The organism is Dactylosporangium sp. NPDC050688 (assembly GCF_040654515.1).
In the GTDB taxonomy this organism is placed as follows: Bacteria; Actinomycetota; Actinomycetes; order Mycobacteriales; family Micromonosporaceae; genus Dactylosporangium.
Genome location: NZ_JBFAIC010000014.1, coordinates 47,277 through 63,781 on the forward strand (window position 1 = coordinate 47,277; position 16,505 = coordinate 63,781).

13 protein-coding genes are annotated in these 16,505 nt (G+C 73.4%); 9 read left to right on the forward strand and 4 right to left on the reverse strand.

Going from position 1 to position 16,505, the window contains the following annotated elements; genetic code table 11:
• Positions 1-9: 9 nt before the first annotated feature.
• From AB0H83_RS16130 to AB0H83_RS16155, 6 genes are all read left to right on the forward strand, one after another.
• Entirely contained in the window at positions 10-762 is a 753-nt protein-coding gene (locus AB0H83_RS16130) for a thiazole synthase (protein WP_360093763.1), read from the forward strand.
• Positions 756-1,274 (forward strand): thiamine phosphate synthase, encoded by a 519-nt coding sequence (locus AB0H83_RS16135; protein ID WP_360093426.1) that lies wholly within the window; start codon positions 756-758, stop codon positions 1,272-1,274. The genes AB0H83_RS16130 and AB0H83_RS16135 overlap by 7 nt, the downstream gene beginning before the upstream one ends.
• Positions 1,271-2,071 (forward strand): bifunctional hydroxymethylpyrimidine kinase/phosphomethylpyrimidine kinase, encoded by an 801-nt coding sequence (gene thiD, locus AB0H83_RS16140; protein WP_360093429.1) that lies wholly within the window; start codon positions 1,271-1,273, stop codon positions 2,069-2,071. Before AB0H83_RS16135 ends, thiD begins: the two co-directional genes overlap by 4 nt.
• A 66-nt stretch (positions 2,072-2,137) precedes the next feature.
• Positions 2,138-3,709: a phosphomethylpyrimidine synthase ThiC gene (gene thiC, locus AB0H83_RS16145; protein WP_360093766.1), complete on the forward strand. Its 1,572-nt coding sequence runs from the start codon at positions 2,138-2,140 to the stop codon at positions 3,707-3,709.
• Between the two features lie 21 nt (positions 3,710-3,730).
• Positions 3,731-4,453, forward strand: coding sequence for a methyltransferase domain-containing protein (locus AB0H83_RS16150; RefSeq protein WP_360093432.1), 723 nt, complete (start codon positions 3,731-3,733; stop codon positions 4,451-4,453).
• Positions 4,453-5,601: a nucleotide pyrophosphatase/phosphodiesterase family protein gene (locus tag AB0H83_RS16155; RefSeq protein WP_360093435.1), complete on the forward strand. Its 1,149-nt coding sequence runs from the start codon at positions 4,453-4,455 to the stop codon at positions 5,599-5,601. The genes AB0H83_RS16150 and AB0H83_RS16155 overlap by 1 nt, the downstream gene beginning before the upstream one ends.
• Positions 5,602-5,623: 22 nt before the next feature.
• On the opposite strand, the gene AB0H83_RS16160 is transcribed toward AB0H83_RS16155, so the two are convergent.
• Entirely contained in the window at positions 5,624-6,058 is a 435-nt protein-coding gene (locus AB0H83_RS16160; RefSeq protein WP_360093438.1) for a hypothetical protein, read from the reverse strand.
• A 164-nt stretch (positions 6,059-6,222) separates the two neighbouring features.
• Here AB0H83_RS16160 and AB0H83_RS16165 point away from each other — a divergent pair, with 164 nt between their 5' ends.
• Together AB0H83_RS16165 and AB0H83_RS16170 are read left to right on the forward strand one after the other, a co-directional pair.
• Entirely contained in the window at positions 6,223-7,536 is a 1,314-nt protein-coding gene (locus AB0H83_RS16165) for a DNA polymerase IV (protein ID WP_360093441.1), read from the forward strand.
• A 151-nt stretch (positions 7,537-7,687) separates the two neighbouring features.
• Positions 7,688-8,071 (forward strand): DUF3040 domain-containing protein, encoded by a 384-nt coding sequence (locus AB0H83_RS16170; RefSeq protein WP_033356576.1) that lies wholly within the window; start codon positions 7,688-7,690, stop codon positions 8,069-8,071.
• A 1,531-nt stretch (positions 8,072-9,602) separates the two neighbouring features.
• On the opposite strand, the gene AB0H83_RS16175 is transcribed toward AB0H83_RS16170, so the two are convergent.
• Genes AB0H83_RS16175 through AB0H83_RS16185 form a run of 3 tightly spaced genes read right to left on the reverse strand, consistent with a single transcriptional unit; the run spans position 9,603 to position 14,448 of the window.
• On the reverse strand, positions 9,603-12,101 hold the full coding sequence (locus AB0H83_RS16175; protein WP_360093444.1) for a DUF3488 and transglutaminase-like domain-containing protein: 2,499 nt from the start codon (positions 12,099-12,101) through the stop codon (positions 9,603-9,605).
• Positions 12,098-13,396, reverse strand: a complete 1,299-nt coding sequence (locus tag AB0H83_RS16180; protein ID WP_360093447.1) for a DUF58 domain-containing protein — start codon at positions 13,394-13,396, stop codon at positions 12,098-12,100. Before AB0H83_RS16180 ends, AB0H83_RS16175 begins: the two co-directional genes overlap by 4 nt.
• 2 nt (positions 13,397-13,398) lie before the next feature.
• Entirely contained in the window at positions 13,399-14,448 is a 1,050-nt protein-coding gene (locus AB0H83_RS16185; RefSeq protein WP_360093450.1) for a MoxR family ATPase, read from the reverse strand.
• A 282-nt stretch (positions 14,449-14,730) separates the two neighbouring features.
• Between AB0H83_RS16185 and AB0H83_RS16190 the strand changes: the two genes are divergently transcribed.
• A complete protein-coding gene (locus tag AB0H83_RS16190; RefSeq protein ID WP_360093453.1) occupies positions 14,731-16,461 on the forward strand; it encodes a serine/threonine-protein kinase in 1,731 nt (576 codons plus the stop codon).
• Positions 16,462-16,505 lie beyond the last annotated feature (44 nt).

The window sequence follows — 16,505 nt, forward strand, 5'->3', positions numbered from 1 at the left end:
GAGGACGCGCTGACGATCGCCGGGGAGGCGCTGCCGTCGCGGCTCATCCTCGGCACCGGCGGGGCCAGGAGCCACGCCGCCCTGGAGGCGGCGATCCGGGCCAGCGGCACCGGCCTCGTCACCGTCGCGCTGCGCCGGCTCGACCCGGGCGCGCCGTCGCTGCTGGACGTCGTGGAGCGGTGCGGGGTGCGGATCCTGCCCAACACCGCCGGCTGCTACACCGCGACCGAGGCGGTGAAGCTCGCCCACCTGGCCCGCGAGGCGTTCGCCACGAGCTGGGTGAAGCTGGAGGTCATCGGCGACGAGGAGACGCTGCTGCCCGACTCGGTCGAGCTGGTGACCGCCGCGGAGCGGCTCGTCGAGGACGGGTTCACGGTGCTGCCGTACACCGGCGACGACCCCATCGTCGCCCAGCGCCTCGCCGACGCCGGGTGCGCAGCCGTCATGCCGCTCGGCGCGCCGATCGGCTCCGGGCTGGGCATCCGCAACCCGCACAACATCGCCCTCATCCGGCAGAAGGTGACCGTGCCGGTGATCCTCGATGCCGGGATCGGCACCGCCTCCGACGCCGCGCTCGCGATGGAGCTCGGCTGCGACGGGGTGCTGCTCGCCTCCGCGGTCACCCGCGCCGAGCACCCCGAGCGGATGGCGGCGGCGATGCGCCTCGCCGTCGAGGGCGGCCGGCTCGCCCACACCGCCGGCAGGATCCCGCGCCGCCTGTACGCGACCGCCTCGAGCCCGACGGGAGGGCTGCCATGGTGACCCGGCTGGTGCTGTTCACCGACCGGCGGCAGGCGCACCGGCCGCTGGACGAGGTGGTCAACCGTGCGATCGACGGGGGCGTGCGGCTGGTCGTCCTCGGCGAGCAGGACCTGCCGGCGGGGGAGCGGGCCGACCTCGCCGACCGGCTGCGGGTCATGCTCGACGGGGTCAAGGGCCGCCTGGTCCTCGCCGAGGACACGACCGCGTTCCACAAGTGCCACAACCTCGACGACCTGGTCGCGGCCGCCGGCGCCGGCGTGGGGTTCGCGACCCTGTCACCGATCTACCCGACCCGCTCCAAGCCCGGCTACGGACCCCCGCTGGGGCTGGCCGCCCTGTCCAGGATGACCCGGGTCGTCCCGCTGCTGCCGGTGTACGCCCTGGGCGGCGTCGACACGCCGGGGCGGGTCCGGGACTGCCTCGACGAGGGCGCCACCGGGGTCGCGGTCATGGGCGCCGTCATGCGCGCCGAGGACCCCGGGCGGTTCGTCAAGGAGCTGATGACCATATGAACCCGGTCGTCGCGTTGACCATTGCCGGGTCGGACTCCGGCGGGGGTGCCGGGATCCAGGCGGACCTGAAGACGTTCGCCGCACACCGGGTCTTCGGCACCAGCGTGATCACGGCACTGACCGCGCAGAACACCATCGGCGTCAAGGGCATCTCCGCGGTCGACCCGGGGTTCGTGGGGGCGCAGCTGGACGCGGTCCTCGCCGACCTGCCCGTCGCCGCGGTCAAGACCGGCATGCTCGCCACGCCGCAGACCGTCGCCCTCGTCGCCGGGTACGCGCCGCGCCTGCCCGGGCTCGTCGTCGACCCCGTCCTCGTCGCCTCGTCCGGCGACCGGCTCTTCACCCGCGACGCCGAGCGGGCGTACCTGGACCTGCTCTTCCCGCACGCCGCCGTCGTCACCCCGAACCTGCGGGAGGCGTCGGTGCTGCTCGGCCGGGACGTCACCGACGTCGACGACGCGGTCAAGGCCGCCGAGGACCTCGCCGCGACCGGCCCCCGCTGCGTCGTGGTGAAGGGCGGCCACCTGCGCGGCAGCCGCGACGCCGTCGACGTCGTCTGGGCCGGCGGCACGGTCGAGCTGCTGACCGCGCCGTGGATCGACACGGCCAACAACCACGGGACCGGGTGCACGTTCGCGGCGGCGACCGCGGCCCGGCTCGCCCTCGGCCAGTCCGTCGCCGAGGCCCTCGCCGGGGCGAAGGCATACGTGCACGCGGCCCTCACCGCGTCGTCCGGCTGGCGGCTCGGCAGCGGGCACGGCCCCCTGGCCTGGGGCCCGTTCGAGCCGCTCACCTAGTACACCCGCCGAAAAACGCGAACAGGTGCGCCCGTGGCGTGCCGGCTTCGCCGTGCCCACGAAAGGATCGCCATGAAGCGCAAGGTCCACGTCCAGGGTTCGCGGGACGACATCCGCGTGCCGTTCGCCGAGATCGAGCTGAGCGGGGACAACCCGCCGGTGCGCCTGTACGACACCTCCGGGCCGCGCAACGACCCGCCGACCGGGCTGCCGCCGCTGCGCGCGCCGTGGATCGCCGAGCGCGGCGCCGAACGCACGCAGCTGTACTACGCGCGGCAGGGGATCGTGACCCCGGAGATGGAGTTCGCCGCGATCCGGGAGGGCGTCGAGCCGTCGGTCGTGCGGGAGGAGATCGCCGCCGGGCGGGCGATCCTGCCGAACAACGTCAACCACCCCGAGAGCGAGCCGATGGTCATCGGCAGCCGCTTCCTGGTCAAGGTCAACGCGAACATCGGCACGTCCGCGGTGTCCTCCGGGGTCGAGGAGGAGGTCGCGAAGCTGACCTGGGCGACCCGCTGGGGCGCCGACACCGTCATGGACCTGTCGACCGGCAAGCACATCCACGCCACCCGCGAGGCGATCGTGCGCAACTCGCCGGTGCCGATCGGGACCGTGCCGATCTACCAGGCCCTGGAGAAGGTCGGCGGCGACCCGCTGCGACTGACCTGGGAGGCGTACCGCGACACCGTCGTCGAGCAGGCCGAGCAGGGCGTCGACTACATGACCGTGCACGCCGGGGTGCTGCTGCGGTACGTGCCGATGACCGTCGGGCGGGTCACCGGCATCGTGTCGCGGGGCGGGTCGATCATGGCCGCGTGGTGCCTGGCCCGGCACGAGGAGAACTTCCTCTACACCCACTTCGCGGAGCTGTGCGAGATCTTCGCCCGGTACGACGTCGCGTTCTCCCTCGGCGACGGGCTGCGGCCCGGCTCGATCGCCGACGCCAACGACGAGGCGCAGCTGGCGGAGCTGCGCACGCTCGGCGAGCTCACGAAGATCGCGTGGGAGCACGACGTGCAGGTCATGATCGAGGGCCCCGGGCACGTGCCCATGCACAAGATCAAGGAGAACGTGGACCTGCAGAAGGAGTGGTGCCACGAGGCGCCGTTCTACACGCTCGGCCCGCTCACCACGGACGTCGCGCCCGCGTACGACCACATCACCAGCGCGATCGGTGCCGCCATGATCGCCATGTACGGCACGGCGATGCTCTGCTACGTCACCCCGAAGGAGCACCTCGGGCTGCCCGACCGCGACGACGTCAAGGCCGGCGTCATCGCGTACAAGATCGCCGCGCACGCCGCCGACCTGGCCAAGGGCCACCCCGGCGCGCAGGCGTGGGACGACGCGCTGTCCAAGGCGCGGTTCGAGTTCCGCTGGGAGGACCAGTTCAACCTCGCCATGGACCCGGACACCGCCCGCGCGTACCACGACGAGACCCTGCCGGCGCAGCCCGCCAAGACCGCCCACTTCTGCTCCATGTGCGGCCCCAAGTTCTGCTCCATGAAGATCAGCCAGGACCTGCACGAGTACGCGGCACTCGGCATGGCGGCCAAGTCGGCGGAGTTCTCGTCGTCCGGCGGGCAGGTGTACCTCCCCGTGGTGCCCGCTGCCGCTCCGGCGCCCGTGGTGTCGTAGCGGGGTACTAAGGTCGTGAGGGTGGAGTCCTCAGTGGCGTCGCCACGCACCGCGGTGGTCTGGCAGGTCCTGCGTCGCGAGCTCGCCGCGGCCGGCCACCCCCTGACCGCGCTCGACGTCGGCGGCGGCACCGGCGGGTTCGCCGTGCCGCTCGCCCGCGCCGGGCACTCGGTCACCGTCGTCGACCCGAGCCCCGACGCGCTCGCCGCGCTCACCCGGCGGGCCGCCGAGGCGGGCGTCGCCGAGCGGATCACCGCCCTGCAGGGCGACGGCGACGGCCTCGCCGACCTCGTCCCGCCCGGCAGCGTCGACTTGGTGCTGTGCCACAGCATGCTGGAGGTCGTCGACGACCCGCACAAGGTCGTCACCGCGCTCGCCGCGACCCTGCGCCCCGGCGGCACCGCCAGCGTCGTGGTCGCCAACCGGGCCGCCGCCGTCCTCGCCAAGGCCATCGGCGGGCACCTGGCCGCCGCGTCGCTGCTCGTGGCCAGCCCCGACGGGCGCGGCGACGCCCGCGACCGGCTCAGCCGGCGCTACGACGTCGGCACCGCCACGGCGCTGCTGTCCGGCTGCGGGCTCACCGTCGAGCAGATCCACGGCGTGCGGATCATCGCCGACCTCGTGCCCGGCACCGTCGCGGAGAGCGAGCCGGAGGCCCTGGAGGCGTTCGAGCTGGCGCTGGCCGGCACGTCGCCCTACCGGGACATCGCCACCCAGCTGCACCTGCTGGCCCGGAAGTCCTGATGGGGGCGCTGGACCCGGTCGCACCTCGCTACGGGCAGGCCAGCCTCGCCGAGGTCATGCCCAGCGTGCTCAGTGTGCTCGGGATGCCGTACGAGCGCGACGCCCTCGGCCTCGGCGCCGCCCTCGCCGGCGTCGACCGGGTCGCCGTGCTGCTGCTCGACGGCCTCGGCTGGCACCAGCTCGGCGTCGCCGCGCCGCACGCGCCGACCCTCACCGACATCCTCGGCGGCCGGCTCGGCACCGCCCGGTCGATCACCGCCGGCTTCCCGTCCACCACCCCGGTCAGCCTGGTCACCCTCGGCACCGGCGCGCCGCCCGGCGCGCACGGCATCGTCGGCATCGTGCTCAACGAGCCCGGCACCGACAAGCTCGTCAACCACCTGCACTGGGACGGCCATCCCGACCCGCAGCAGTGGCAGCCGCTGCCGACCGCGTTCACCCGGGCGGTCAACGCCGGGCTCGCCCCGACCGTGGTCAGCAACCCGCTGTTCGAGCGGACCGGGCTGTCCGTCTCCGCGTACCGGGGAGCCCGCTTCGGCGCCGGGGTCGTCGCCGACGAGGTCGCCACCGCGATGCTCGCCGCGCTGCCCACGTCCCGCCTGGTGTACGGCTACCTGCCCGACGTCGACCGGGCCGGGCATGACTACGGCATCGGCACCGGCGAGTGGCGCACCGCGGTCGGCAACGCCGACCGGCTCCTCACCCGCCTCGTCGACGGGCTGCCGGCCAACTCGGCGCTCGTCGTCACCGCCGACCACGGGCAGCTCGACGTCCCCGCCGGCCGGCGCATCGACCTCGACAAGGATCGCCGCCTGCAGGCCGGGGTCGCGGTGGTCGCCGGCGAGCCGCGGGTGCGCTACCTGCACACGATCCCCGGCGCGCGGGCCGACGTCATCGCCACCTGGCAGGGCGTCCTAGGTGCGGCGGCGACCGTGCTCAGCCGGGAGGAGGCGGTGGCGGCGGGCTGGTTCGGGCCGATCCCGCAGCAGCACCTCGCCCGGGTCGGCGACGTCGTGGTGATCTGCCAGGAGCGGTGGGTGGTGCTCGCGTCGGAGCACGAGCCGGCCAAGTTCACCCGGATGGTGGCGTTCCACGGGTCGAGCACGGCGGCGGAGATGCAGATTCCACTGCTGGTGGTGCGGAAGTAGCCGCCATCCTTCGTTGACTGTCTCACCCGGTCCGGGTGAGGCAGCGCATCGTCGCCTCCAGTTCGGGACCGGCGTCCAGCGCGTGCTCCAGCACGATCGCGAGCAGCTCCTCCCGGGTCGCGGCGACCACCACCCCCGGCGCTCCCGCCACCGGGTCGTCGCGCAGCACCGCGACCCGCGCCCGGCGCAGTCCGAGCTGGCCCGACCGGTTCAGGAACGTCTCACCCCGCGCCGGCAACGGCACCCGCCGGGCCCGGGTCCAGCCCGCGACCAGCAGCACCGCCACCGCGCACCGGTCGGTCCCGGGCCGCCAGCCGGCGCCGCCGTCGGTGATCAACCCCGGCGCGACGCAGCGGACCAGCTCCGGACGGTGCAGCCGCAGCCCTTCGACCGCCGCGACGACCGGCGCCAGCGGCGAGGTCAACGCGAGGAGGGCCATGCCAGGAAGGTAAGGCATGCCTAACTTCTCGTCAAACGCGCTCCCGTGTACGCCCGGTTCCGGTCGGTGGGCCTTTGCCGGCGGCGTTCTTGTCGGTGGGCCTTTTGTCGGTGGGCCTTTTGTCGGCGGGCCCTTTTTGTCGGCGGGCCCTTTTTGTCGGTGGGTCTGGCTAAGGTGCGGGCATGGGTCGCAGTCAGGTGGTGCCGAGGGACGGTTCGGGCGCGGGGGAGTTCGGCCCCGACGCCGACGACACCGGCTGCACGGTGCTGCACGTCGACATGGACGCGTTCTACGCCTCCGTCGAGATCCGCCGCCGCCCGGAGCTGCGCGGCAAGCCCGTCATCGTCGGCGGCGCCGGCCCGCGCGGCGTCGTATCCGCCGCCAGTTACGAGGCCCGCAAGTTCGGCGTGCACAGCGCCATGCCCGGCAGCCGCGCCCAGCGGCTCTGTCCGCACGGCATCTTCCTGCCACCCGACTTCGCCGCCTACACCGAGGCGTCCCGGGCGGTCATGGCGATCTTCCGCGACGTGACGCCCCTGGTCGAGCCGCTGTCGCTCGACGAGGCGTTCCTCGACGTGGCCGGCGCCCGCCGGCTGCTCGGCCGCCCGGCGCAGATCGCCGCCCTGATCCGCCACCGGGTCGCCACCGAGCAGCGGCTGACCTGCTCGGTCGGGGTCGCCTCGACCAAGTTCATGGCCAAGCTCGGCTCGACCCGCGCCAAGCCCGACGGCATGGTGGTCGTGCCGACTGCGGGCGCCCTGCGGTATCTGCACCCGATGCCCGTCAGCGCGCTGTGGGGCGTCGGCGACCGCACCACCGAGACCCTGCAGCGGCTCGGCCTCAAGACCGTCGGCGACCTCGCCGCCGCCCCGCTCGGCATGCTCCGCGCCGCCGTCGGCGACGCCGCCGCCCACCACCTGCACGAGCTGTCCTGGGCGAGGGACCCCCGGCGGGTGATTCCCGACCACGTGGAGAAGTCGATCGGTGCGGAGACCACGTTCGACGTCGACGTGAGCGACCTGTCAATCATCCGACGCACCATGCTCGCCCTGTCCAACAAGGTCGCCCAGCGTCTCCGCCACGCCGGCCAGGCCGGCCGCACCGTCTCGGTCAAGATCAGGCTCGCCGATTTCCAGACCCTGAGCCGGTCACGCACCGTTGATGTCCCCACCGACGTCGCCCGCGAGATCTTCGAGATCTCGTGGCCGCTGTTCACCGCCGCCCGCCCCGGCGAGCGCATCCGCCTCATCGGCGTGCGCGTCGAGGGCCTCACCACCGCCGACGGAGCGCCACGACAGATGACGCTCGGTGAGCGCGACCACGGCTGGCGCGACGCCGAACGCGCCGCCGACGCGGTCGCCGCCCGCTTCGGCAAGGGCCTCGTCCAACCTGCCAGTCTCCTGCGCGGCGACGGTCTGCGCCAGGACGGAAACGGCGCCGCACCGCCCCCCGCCCACCCGGAAGGAGCACCGACACGACACAATGGGGGCAGATAGAGCCCCCCTCGACGGAAAATCGGCACGGCCGGACCATCGTCCCGCTTTCCGACCCGGTGAGCCCCTCGTAAACTTGCCAGTACGCAGCCCGACGGGCTGTGCCGGACTGTCGGTCCATCAGGGTCGACCTTCGCGACCGGGGAGGAGTGCCGTGCCGCTCTCGGAACACGAGCAGCGGCTGTTCGAGCAGATCGAGCGGTCGCTAGCCGAGGACCCCAAGTTTGCCTCGGCGGTGCGTGCCACCGACCCGCGGTTCCATGCCAAGCGTCGGATGATCGCCGCCGCGGTGCTCCTACTCGCCGGCATGGCGCTACTGGTCTATGGCGTCGCCATCTCAATCCCACCCCTCGGCGTCGGCGGTTTCGTCGTCATGCTGGGCGCCCTCGTCTTCGGCGTCCAGGCTTACCGCCGCGGACAGAGCACCGACCTGCACGCCGTCGGCGGCACCGCCACCCGCCGCACGCGACAACGCAGAGCAGGCCTGGTCGACCGCCTGGAAGAACGCTGGCGCCGCCGCCCGGAAGGCGACGCCTGACCTACCAGGCCGATCGAGGGCGCGCCGACACCCGTTGTCGCCGCGCCCCACTGGTCTGCCCAGATCCGCCCGGCTGCCGCCTCGCGCAGACACCTGCCGCCCCGCGCTGACACCCGGCGCTGACACCCGGCGCTGACGCTGACACCCGGCGCTGACACCCGGCGCTGACGCTGACACCCGGCGCTGACGCTGACACCCGGCGCTGACGCTGACACCCGGCCTGACGCCCGGCTCGCTCGGCTTCGGTCAGCGCGGTAACGACCCCTCGAGATCGCCACGCCAGCCCCCGGATCCCGATCTTTCCGCCGCCGCTCATGATCGACGGAGGGATCCGGCCGCCCGGACGACCATCCCATGCCTTTGATCAACGGCCGCATGATCCAAGGCGCCCCGCGGCCGTGCCGATCGCCCCGCGGCCGTGCCTGTCGGTGCCTTCGGCGTCGGTCGGCGCGGCAACCATCCCTCGAGACTGTTACGCCAGCACTCGGATCCCGATCTTTCCGCCGCCGCTCATGATCGACGGAGGGATCCGGCCGCCCGGACGACCATCCCATGCCTTTGATCAACGGCCGCATGATCCAAGGCGCCCCGCGGCCGTGCCGATCGCCCCGCGGCCGTGCCTGTCGGTGCCTTCGGCGTCGGTCGGCGCGGTAACGACCCCTCAAGACTGTTACGCCAGCACTCGGACCCCGATCTTCCCGCCGCCGCTCATGATCGACGGACGGATCCGGTCGCTCAGATGGCCGGGACGCGACTTGGATCACACGGTGGTCCGGCTGGCGGCCCGGCGTCCGGCCCCGGCCAGCGCTCGGCTGCGCCCAGCGGCCAGCGTCCGGCCCGGCCAGCGTCCGGCCCGGCCAGCGCTCGGCCCGGCCAGCGCTCGGCCCGGCGAGCGTCCGGTCTGGCTGAGTGCCCTGACCGCTTGATGCGCTGCGAGTTCGAGTTCGGGCGCCCACCGCGGGCAGCGGCAAGGCCAGGCCTCTCGCCGAATCGGCGCTTCCCTCACGCACCGCGATGAGCGCTGGGAAGCCGATCCGCGTTGCTGCGGCATGCGCACGACCGGGCAGCACTACCCGGTGGATCCCTGTGCCCCGGCGAACAGGGATCCACCGGGTTGTACCCGTGGTCCAGACCGAGTGCACGCTCACCGGCATGCGGGCGTAGGGAGCCACCGTTCGTCGTCCACGGAGAGTGACGCAACGGCCTCTGTGCTGGTGTTCGGTCCGTGCCTCAAGCGATGCTCGCGAACGAAGTCACCACCGCAGTGTCCGCCCGGCATCGTGCGCACAACGGCCATGACCCGATACCCCGGCCCGCCGGCCGCTGCGCGCGGCGAGGCCGGGGCACGCGCGGCGAGGCTGGAGCAGTAGCCCGGATCAGGTGATTTTCGCCGGCTGGGGTGCCCGCGCTGCCGGCCCGACCAGCTCGGCGCGGGGCCGGCGTCCGCAGTGGACCCCACCCCCGAAACCACCCGCAGCGGGTGACCTGGGACGACGGGTCGGGATCGTCCAAGGTCACCCGCTGCGGGTGGTCAGCGGTCCGCGCGGCGGGCGATGAAGCGCCGGACGCTGATGGCTCGCATCAGGTTGTCCCAGCCGCGGCCGAGCCACAGCGACGCGGCGCTGGCGCGTTGGGCGCTGGCCGAGCGCCAGCGGCGCAGGACCGACGGGGGCAGCAGGACCGCGAGGATGCGGGTCTTGCGGCTGGAGCGGGCGGCGAACGCCGACCTGACCTCGTCGACCGCGTTGAGCAGCTCGCCGCCGGTGAGGGGGTGGCGGGCGTACCTGGCGTGCTCCTCGACCGTGCTGAGCAGGCGGACGCCCTGCTCGGCGCGGTCGCGGAGGCGTTCCTTGGTGACCAGGCGGGTGACGGTGGCCCTGGGGGTCTCGGCGTCGTCGGTCGGCACGTGGTAGTCGACCATCGTGTCGATGAGCTCGTCCCAGGCATGGTGGGCGTGGGAGCGGGCGGTGCCGTCGTCGGCGAGGAGGACCATGACGCCCGGTGGGGCGCCGTCCGGGGCCGGGCCGGCGCCGAAGTCCGGGGCGGCGTTCGTGGCCAGGCCGGCGGCGGCCTGCAGGCGGTTACGGCGGGTCCGGCCGCGGGTGAGGGCCGGGGACAGCACCAGGCCGAGGACCAGCAGGACCGCGAGCGACCAGGCGGCGACCGAGGCGAGCAGGATGAGCGTCGTGCCGTCCTCGGTGGTGCCGCCGGTGCCGGCGGTGTCGCCGGGGTTGTTGCCGGGGTCGGTGACGGCGCCGGCCTGGGCGTTGTCGCTCGCGTTGGGGTCGGGGCGGTTGCGCAGGTTCTCGTCCACCGGGTCGGCCGTGTCGGTGGTCGCCGTCGGCAGGTACGACGTGGACACCGACCCGCCGATCGCCTGCGACGGGGTGGCGTCGAACGGCAGCCAGCCGTAGCCCGGGAAGTACACCTCGGTCCAGGCGTGCAGGTTGAAGTTCGTCAGCGTCATCGTCTGGTCCTTGCGGGTGCCGCCGCGGGCGAACCCGAACGCGACCCGCGACGGGATCTTGGCCTCGCGCAGCAGCCAGCCGAAGGCGGCCGCGTACTGGGCGCAGTACCCGCGCTTGTTGCGCAGGAAGTCGGCGATGCCGGTGCCGCTGGTGTCGGCGCCGGTGCTGGTGTCGTAGACGAAGCCGTTGGCCTGCGAGAAGTACTCGAAGATGGCCTTGACCTTGTCGTACTGGGTGGTCTTGCCCTTCGTCAGCTCGGCGACCTTGTCCTTGACGACGGTGTTCTGCGGCGCCGTCATCGTGCCGCGCAGCGCCGGGTCGCTCTCCTTCACCGGGGCGGCCTTGCGCAGTTCGTCGGGGGAGATCTCGGGCCGGGTGTACTCGACCGTGTACTTCTTCTTCGCCGTGGTCTGCTTGCTGGAGTACACGACGGCGGTGTTGCGGTCGAACGCCCAGCTGTTGTCGACCTTCTCCAGCTTCGTCGGCCAGGTGTAGATCGGCAGGAAGTAGATCGCCAGCTCGTTGGTGATCTCGATGCTGGCCTTGTGGGTGACGGTCTTGACCGACGGCTCCCAGACGGGGCCGGGCAGGCCGGAGCCGACAGACTGGCCGCCGCTGATCGGCTTGGCGTTGAAGCCGCGGCTGGTGAGCTCCTCCAGCACGTTGAAGCGCAGGTAGTACGGGTTCGGGTCGTTGCTGACGTTGGTCACCTTGACCATGTCGACCGCCTTGTCCCGGTTGAGCTGCCCGGACAGCAGGGCGAACATGCTGACCTGCTTGCCGTTGCGGCCGCCGGGGCCGATCCCGCCGCCACCGCCAGCCCCCGCGCCGATGGAGTCGATCACGCCGGCGGGCATCGCGAACGGGACGAGCGGCAGCAGTACCGCCGCGATCACCCCCACCGCACCCAGCCGCTGACCGGCCGCGGCCAGGGGCGACGGCTCCCACAGGTCGACGTCGCGGCCGTCGCCGGTGAACCGGCGGCCGAACCGGCGGACCCGGTCGACGTTGTCGGTGACGAGCAGCCACAGGAAGCCCACCGCGCCGAGTGCGAACGGGAACCAGTTGGTGCTCTCCGTGGTGACGGTGACCGGCACCGAGTAGATCGCGAGCATCGGCAGGCCCGCGAGGGCCGGCCGGCGCAGCACGACCGCGAACAGGTCGACGACGAGCGCGACGACCGCGACGCCGAGGGTCGCCAGGAACAAGAACCCGGGCCGGTCACTGACCGGCGTCGCGAACTCGCTCATCTCGGTCGACGCGGTGCTCAGCAGCGAGCCGAAGTGCTTGATCGTGCCGGGCGACGGGATGATCCCGATGAACTCCTTGGAGCTCGGGTACAGCCAGGTCAGCCCGAACAGGGCGGCCACGGCCATCGCGGCGCTCGGCGCCCACGTCGGCGCGCGCAGGCTGCGCACCACCAGCGCCGCCCCGCACATGGCAGCCACCACGAGAAACGCCCGGATCGCCCAGGTGATCTCCTCGAAGACGTTGATGAGCGGCAGCGCCGACAGGAACGCGGCGCCGGCGGCGATCAGGGTCAGGTGCTTGCGCTGGTTCACCGCACTCCTCCGGCGACGCTCTCCGCCGACGCGGCCCGCCAGGCGAAGCCCTGCGACCCCCGGCCGGCCTGTGGCCACAGTGCGGGCAGCTTCGCACCGTGCGGCACCTCCACCACCCGCCACCCGCTGCGCAGTAGCGCGAGCGAGGCGACGCCGTGGGCCTTGTCGGCCTCCTCGCGGGCCGCGGTCGGCAGGTTGAGCCACGTGGAGGAGTCGATGAACAGCGCGACGCAGGTCGCGTTGTTGGACCGGAACCCGGCCAGCAGCTCCGCCTCCGCCGAGGACAGCAGCCCGAAGATGCCGATGATCAGCCCGCCGTCGCTGCGGCGGCGGACCCGGTCGATGAGGGTGCCGATGTCGCCGCGCTGGGCCAGCCGCACGTCGGCGAGCTGGTCGAGCAGCGGGCCGTCACCGTCGATCTCGGTCGCGTCGACGTCGACGCCGCCGTCGGTGACCAGGCGCATCTTGTACCCGGCGTGCCGCAGGTGCACCGCGACGCTCGCGGCCGCCGACACCGCCCACTCGAAGCTGGCGGTCGGGCCCTCCCCGCGGTGCGCGGTCGAGCGGGTGTCCAGCACGACCGTGGCCCGGCTCTCCCACGGCTGCTCCTCGCGGCGCACCATGAGCTCGCCGGTGCGGGCGGTGGAGCGCCAGTGGACCCGGCGCAGGTCGTCGCCGTAGCGGTACTCGCGGGTCGCGGCGTCGTCCTCGCCGTGCACGGCCACCGACCGGGCCCGGCTCTCCCCGGATCCGGCGAACTCGCCGGCGAGCCGCACCGGCGGCAGCGGCACCACCTGCGGGATGACGGTGAGCCGGTCCACGGACGGGAACGCCCTGGTCAGCTCGCACAGCCCGAACGGGTCGGTGAGGCGCACGACGAGCGGGCCCACCTCGTACCGGCCGCGGACGTCGGCGCGGACCGTGTACGCCACGGAGCTCGCCTGGTGCGCGCCGAGCTTCTCCAGCACCAGCCGGGGGCGGCTGCCCAGCGCGTACGGCAGCCGGTCCTCCAGCAGCATCGTGCCGGTGGGCAGGCGGGACAGGTTCTGCAGGCGCAGGATCACCCTGGCGCTGGCGCCGACCTGGACCCGGTGCGGGTCGAGGGTGCGGCTGCACGACAGCCGGTAGCGGGTGCGCCCCACGTAGGCGGCCGACAGCAGCGGCAGCGCCGCGAGCAGCACCGCGACGCGCAGCAGGTCCCGCTCGCCGAGGATGAACGACGCGATGAGGGCCGCTGCGGCGGCGGCCAGGAAGCTACGGCCCCGGGTGGTGAGCCCCCGCAGCGCCTCGCGCATGCTCAGCGACCCCCGAACTGTTGCCCGCGGGGCGGCGCGGTGCGGGTGTCGTACGGCGAGCGCGGCTGGCGGTCCGACGGCAGCGGCAGCCGGTGGACCAGCTCGGCGATGATCGCGTCGGTGGTGCGCCGGGACAGCTGCGCCTCGGCGGTCGGGATGACCCGGTGCGCGAGCACCGGCACGGCCAGGGCCTGCAGGTCGTCCGGGAGCACGAACTCGCGGCCCTCGAGGGCGGCCACGGCCCGGGCGGTGCGCAGCAGCTGCAGCGTCGCGCGGGGCGAGGAGCCCAGGCGCAGCTCGCCGGACTCGCGGGTGGCGGTGACGATGTTGACCGCATACTGCTTCACCGCGTCGGCGACGTGCACGTCGCGCACGGTGGCGATCATGCGGCGGACCTGGGTGGCGTCGGAGACGGGCAGGATGTCGTCGAGCGCGTCGTGGCGGCCGTGCACGTCGAGCATCGCGAGCTCGGCACCCATGTCGGGGTAGCCCATCGCGATCCGGGCGGTGAACCGGTCGCGCTGCGCCTCCGGCAGCGGGTAGGTGCCTTCCATCTCGATCGGGTTCTGCGTGGCGATGACCATGAAGGGCACCTGCAGCGGGTAGGTCGCGCCGTCGACCGTGACCTGCCGCTCCTCCATGCTCTCCAGCAGCGCCGACTGCGTCTTGGGCGACGCCCGGTTGATCTCGTCGCCGACGACGATGTTGGCGAACACCGCGCCCGGCTTGAACTCGAAGTCGCGGGTCTCCTGGTTGTACACGCTGACGCCGGTGACATCGCTGGGCAGCAGGTCCGGGGTGAACTGGATGCGCCGCACCGAACAGTCGATCGACTTCGCGAGGGCCTTGGCGAGTTTGGTCTTGCCTACGCCGGGAACGTCTTCGATGAGGAGGTGGCCCTCAGCGAGCAGCACGGCGAGCGCGAGCCGCACGGTGGCGGTCTTGCCCTCGATGACCTGCTCGATGTTGGCGACGATCGCATCGGTCGCGGCTCGGAACTCCGGGCTGGGTAGTGGGGCCCCGAGCTCCTCGAACGTGCGGTGCCTGGTCAACTGGCCTCCTCGTGTCCTGCTGGCCACCGTTAGGTGTTAGACCCATAGGTGAACCGCCCGGTTGCACGGAAAGGTTGGCAAGCCGAGCCGTCGTGTATCCCCTCAGGCTAGCCGGGGAATTGACGCCGCGCCGCACCTGAAAGCGTCATTACGGACATCACGGTCGTGACTGTCCGCGACGTTTTTCCGGCGGGCCAGCGGCGAGCCGCACGTACCCCCGCAAATGTTCAACAAACGGATCTGTCGAGATGCGGGCCGCCCCGATTCCGGCAGACTGGGACCGTGGACGAGGGGCAGCTCATCAACGGCCGTTACCGCCTGGGCGCCCGCCTCGGCGAGGGCGGCATGTCGGTGGTGTGGCAGGCCCGCGACGAGGTCCTCGACCGGCCTGTCGCCCTCAAGGTCCTCGCCGGACCGTTCGCCGGCGACGCCGACTGGCACCGCAGGATCCGGGTCGAGGCCCGGGCCGCGGCAAGCCTTTCGCACCCGAACGTCACCAATGTCTACGACTACGGCGAAACCGCCGAGGGCGACCCATTCGTGGTCATGGAGCTGCTGCGCGGCCCGACCCTCGCCGAGCGGCTCACCGCCGGCGCGCTGCACCCCGCCGCCGCGATCCGGGTCTGCGCCGAGGTCGCCGCGGGCCTCGCCGCCGCGCACGCCGAGCGGCTCGTGCACCGCGACGTCAAACCGGCCAACGTCGTGCTCACCCCCGCCGCGGCGAAGCTCGTCGACTTCGGCATCGTCGGCATCCCCGGTGACCCCGGCAGCGGCCTCGACGCCGACGGCCTGGTCCTGGGCACCCCCGCCTATCTCGCCCCGGAGCGCCTCGTCGGCGACGACGCCGTGCCCGCCAGCGACGTCTACGCGTTCGGGCTGCTGCTGTACCGCTGCCTCACCGGCCGGCTGCCGTGGGACAGCGAGACCACCACCCAGATGCTGCGCTCCCACGTGACCGTCGCCCCGGAGCCGCTGCCGGAGCTGCCCGGGGTGCCGCCGCAGGTCCGGCAGCTGTGCATGCGCTGCCTGGTCAAGGCTCCCGCGGCCCGGCCGTCCGCGGAGGAGGCAGCGGCGGTGCTCGCCGAGGCCGCGGGCATCACGCCCCGTCCGGAACTGGCGCTGGAACGGCCATCGCCCAGCCCGGCCGCCGCGACCGGAGCCACCGGCGGGGCGGACGACGCGACCGCACCAGCGGACGCCACCGCCCTGGTCGTCGCCCTGTCGGGGCCGGCGGGCGCGACGACGGCGACCGGCGTGGTCGGTTCGATGGGCGCGGCCGGTTCGCTCGGCGCGGCCGGTTCGCTCGGCGCCGGTGGCGTGGGTGGTGCCCGGGATGACGCCGCCGCGGACTCGGCGACCGGCGCGGTGGGTGTGCCGCGCGGCGAGGGCGCGACGGACGCGATCGGTGACGACGCCGGGGACCGCCGGCGGGTGCTCGCCGGGCTCGCCGTGGTGGTCGCGGTCGCGGCGCTGCTGGTGACGTTCGTGCTCACCCGGCCGGCCGGCGGGCCGCAGGTCGTGGCCGGGGCCGCCCGGGGTGGCCCGGGCGCGGGTACGGGCGCCGCCACCGGTCAGACCGGTCAGACCGACCAGACCGGCACCCAGCCGGGCACGCCGACCCCGTCCGCCGACGGAGGCACCGCCGGCACCGCCGGTGGACCCGGCCCAGGAGGTCCCAGGGGAGCGGGCGGGCCGGGCGGCAACTCCGGCAACGGCCCTGGTGGCGGCACCGGCGGCCAGGGCGGCGGAGGTCCCGGCGGCGGGCCGGGCGGCGCGGCACCCCCGCCCGCGGCGAGCCCCGTCCGGATCGGCACACCCGGCGGGGTGATCGTCGCGGTGTGCAGCGGCGGCAAGGTCAACGTCATCGGTGCCGAGCCCGCCGCCGGCGCCACCCTGGTGTCCCTGCAGGCCGGGGCCCGCGACAAGTCGCGGGTGGAGTTCAACCTCGCCGGGGTACGGCTGCGCTACGAGGTCAGGTGCACCGGCGGCGTGCCCGTCGCCACCCCGGACTGAAACGCGCTGCGAGCGGCGCCGGGCACTGCGGTACACTGCGAGGC

What these genes read in the sequence shown, in the direction of transcription:
- AB0H83_RS16160 (WP_360093438.1), bottom strand. Translation starts at nt 6,058, where the DNA reads ATGCCTTACCTTCCTGGCATGGCCCTCCTCGCGTTGACCTCGCCGCTG.
- AB0H83_RS16155 (WP_360093435.1), top strand. Translation starts at nt 4,453, where the DNA reads ATGGGGGCGCTGGACCCGGTCGCACCTCGCTACGGGCAGGCCAGCCTC.
- thiD (WP_360093429.1), top strand. Translation starts at nt 1,271, where the DNA reads ATGAACCCGGTCGTCGCGTTGACCATTGCCGGGTCGGACTCCGGCGGG.
- AB0H83_RS16135 (WP_360093426.1), top strand. Translation starts at nt 756, where the DNA reads ATGGTGACCCGGCTGGTGCTGTTCACCGACCGGCGGCAGGCGCACCGG.
- AB0H83_RS16180 (WP_360093447.1), bottom strand. Translation starts at nt 13,396, where the DNA reads ATGCGCGAGGCGCTGCGGGGGCTCACCACCCGGGGCCGTAGCTTCCTG.
- AB0H83_RS16165 (WP_360093441.1), top strand. Translation starts at nt 6,223, where the DNA reads ATGGGTCGCAGTCAGGTGGTGCCGAGGGACGGTTCGGGCGCGGGGGAG.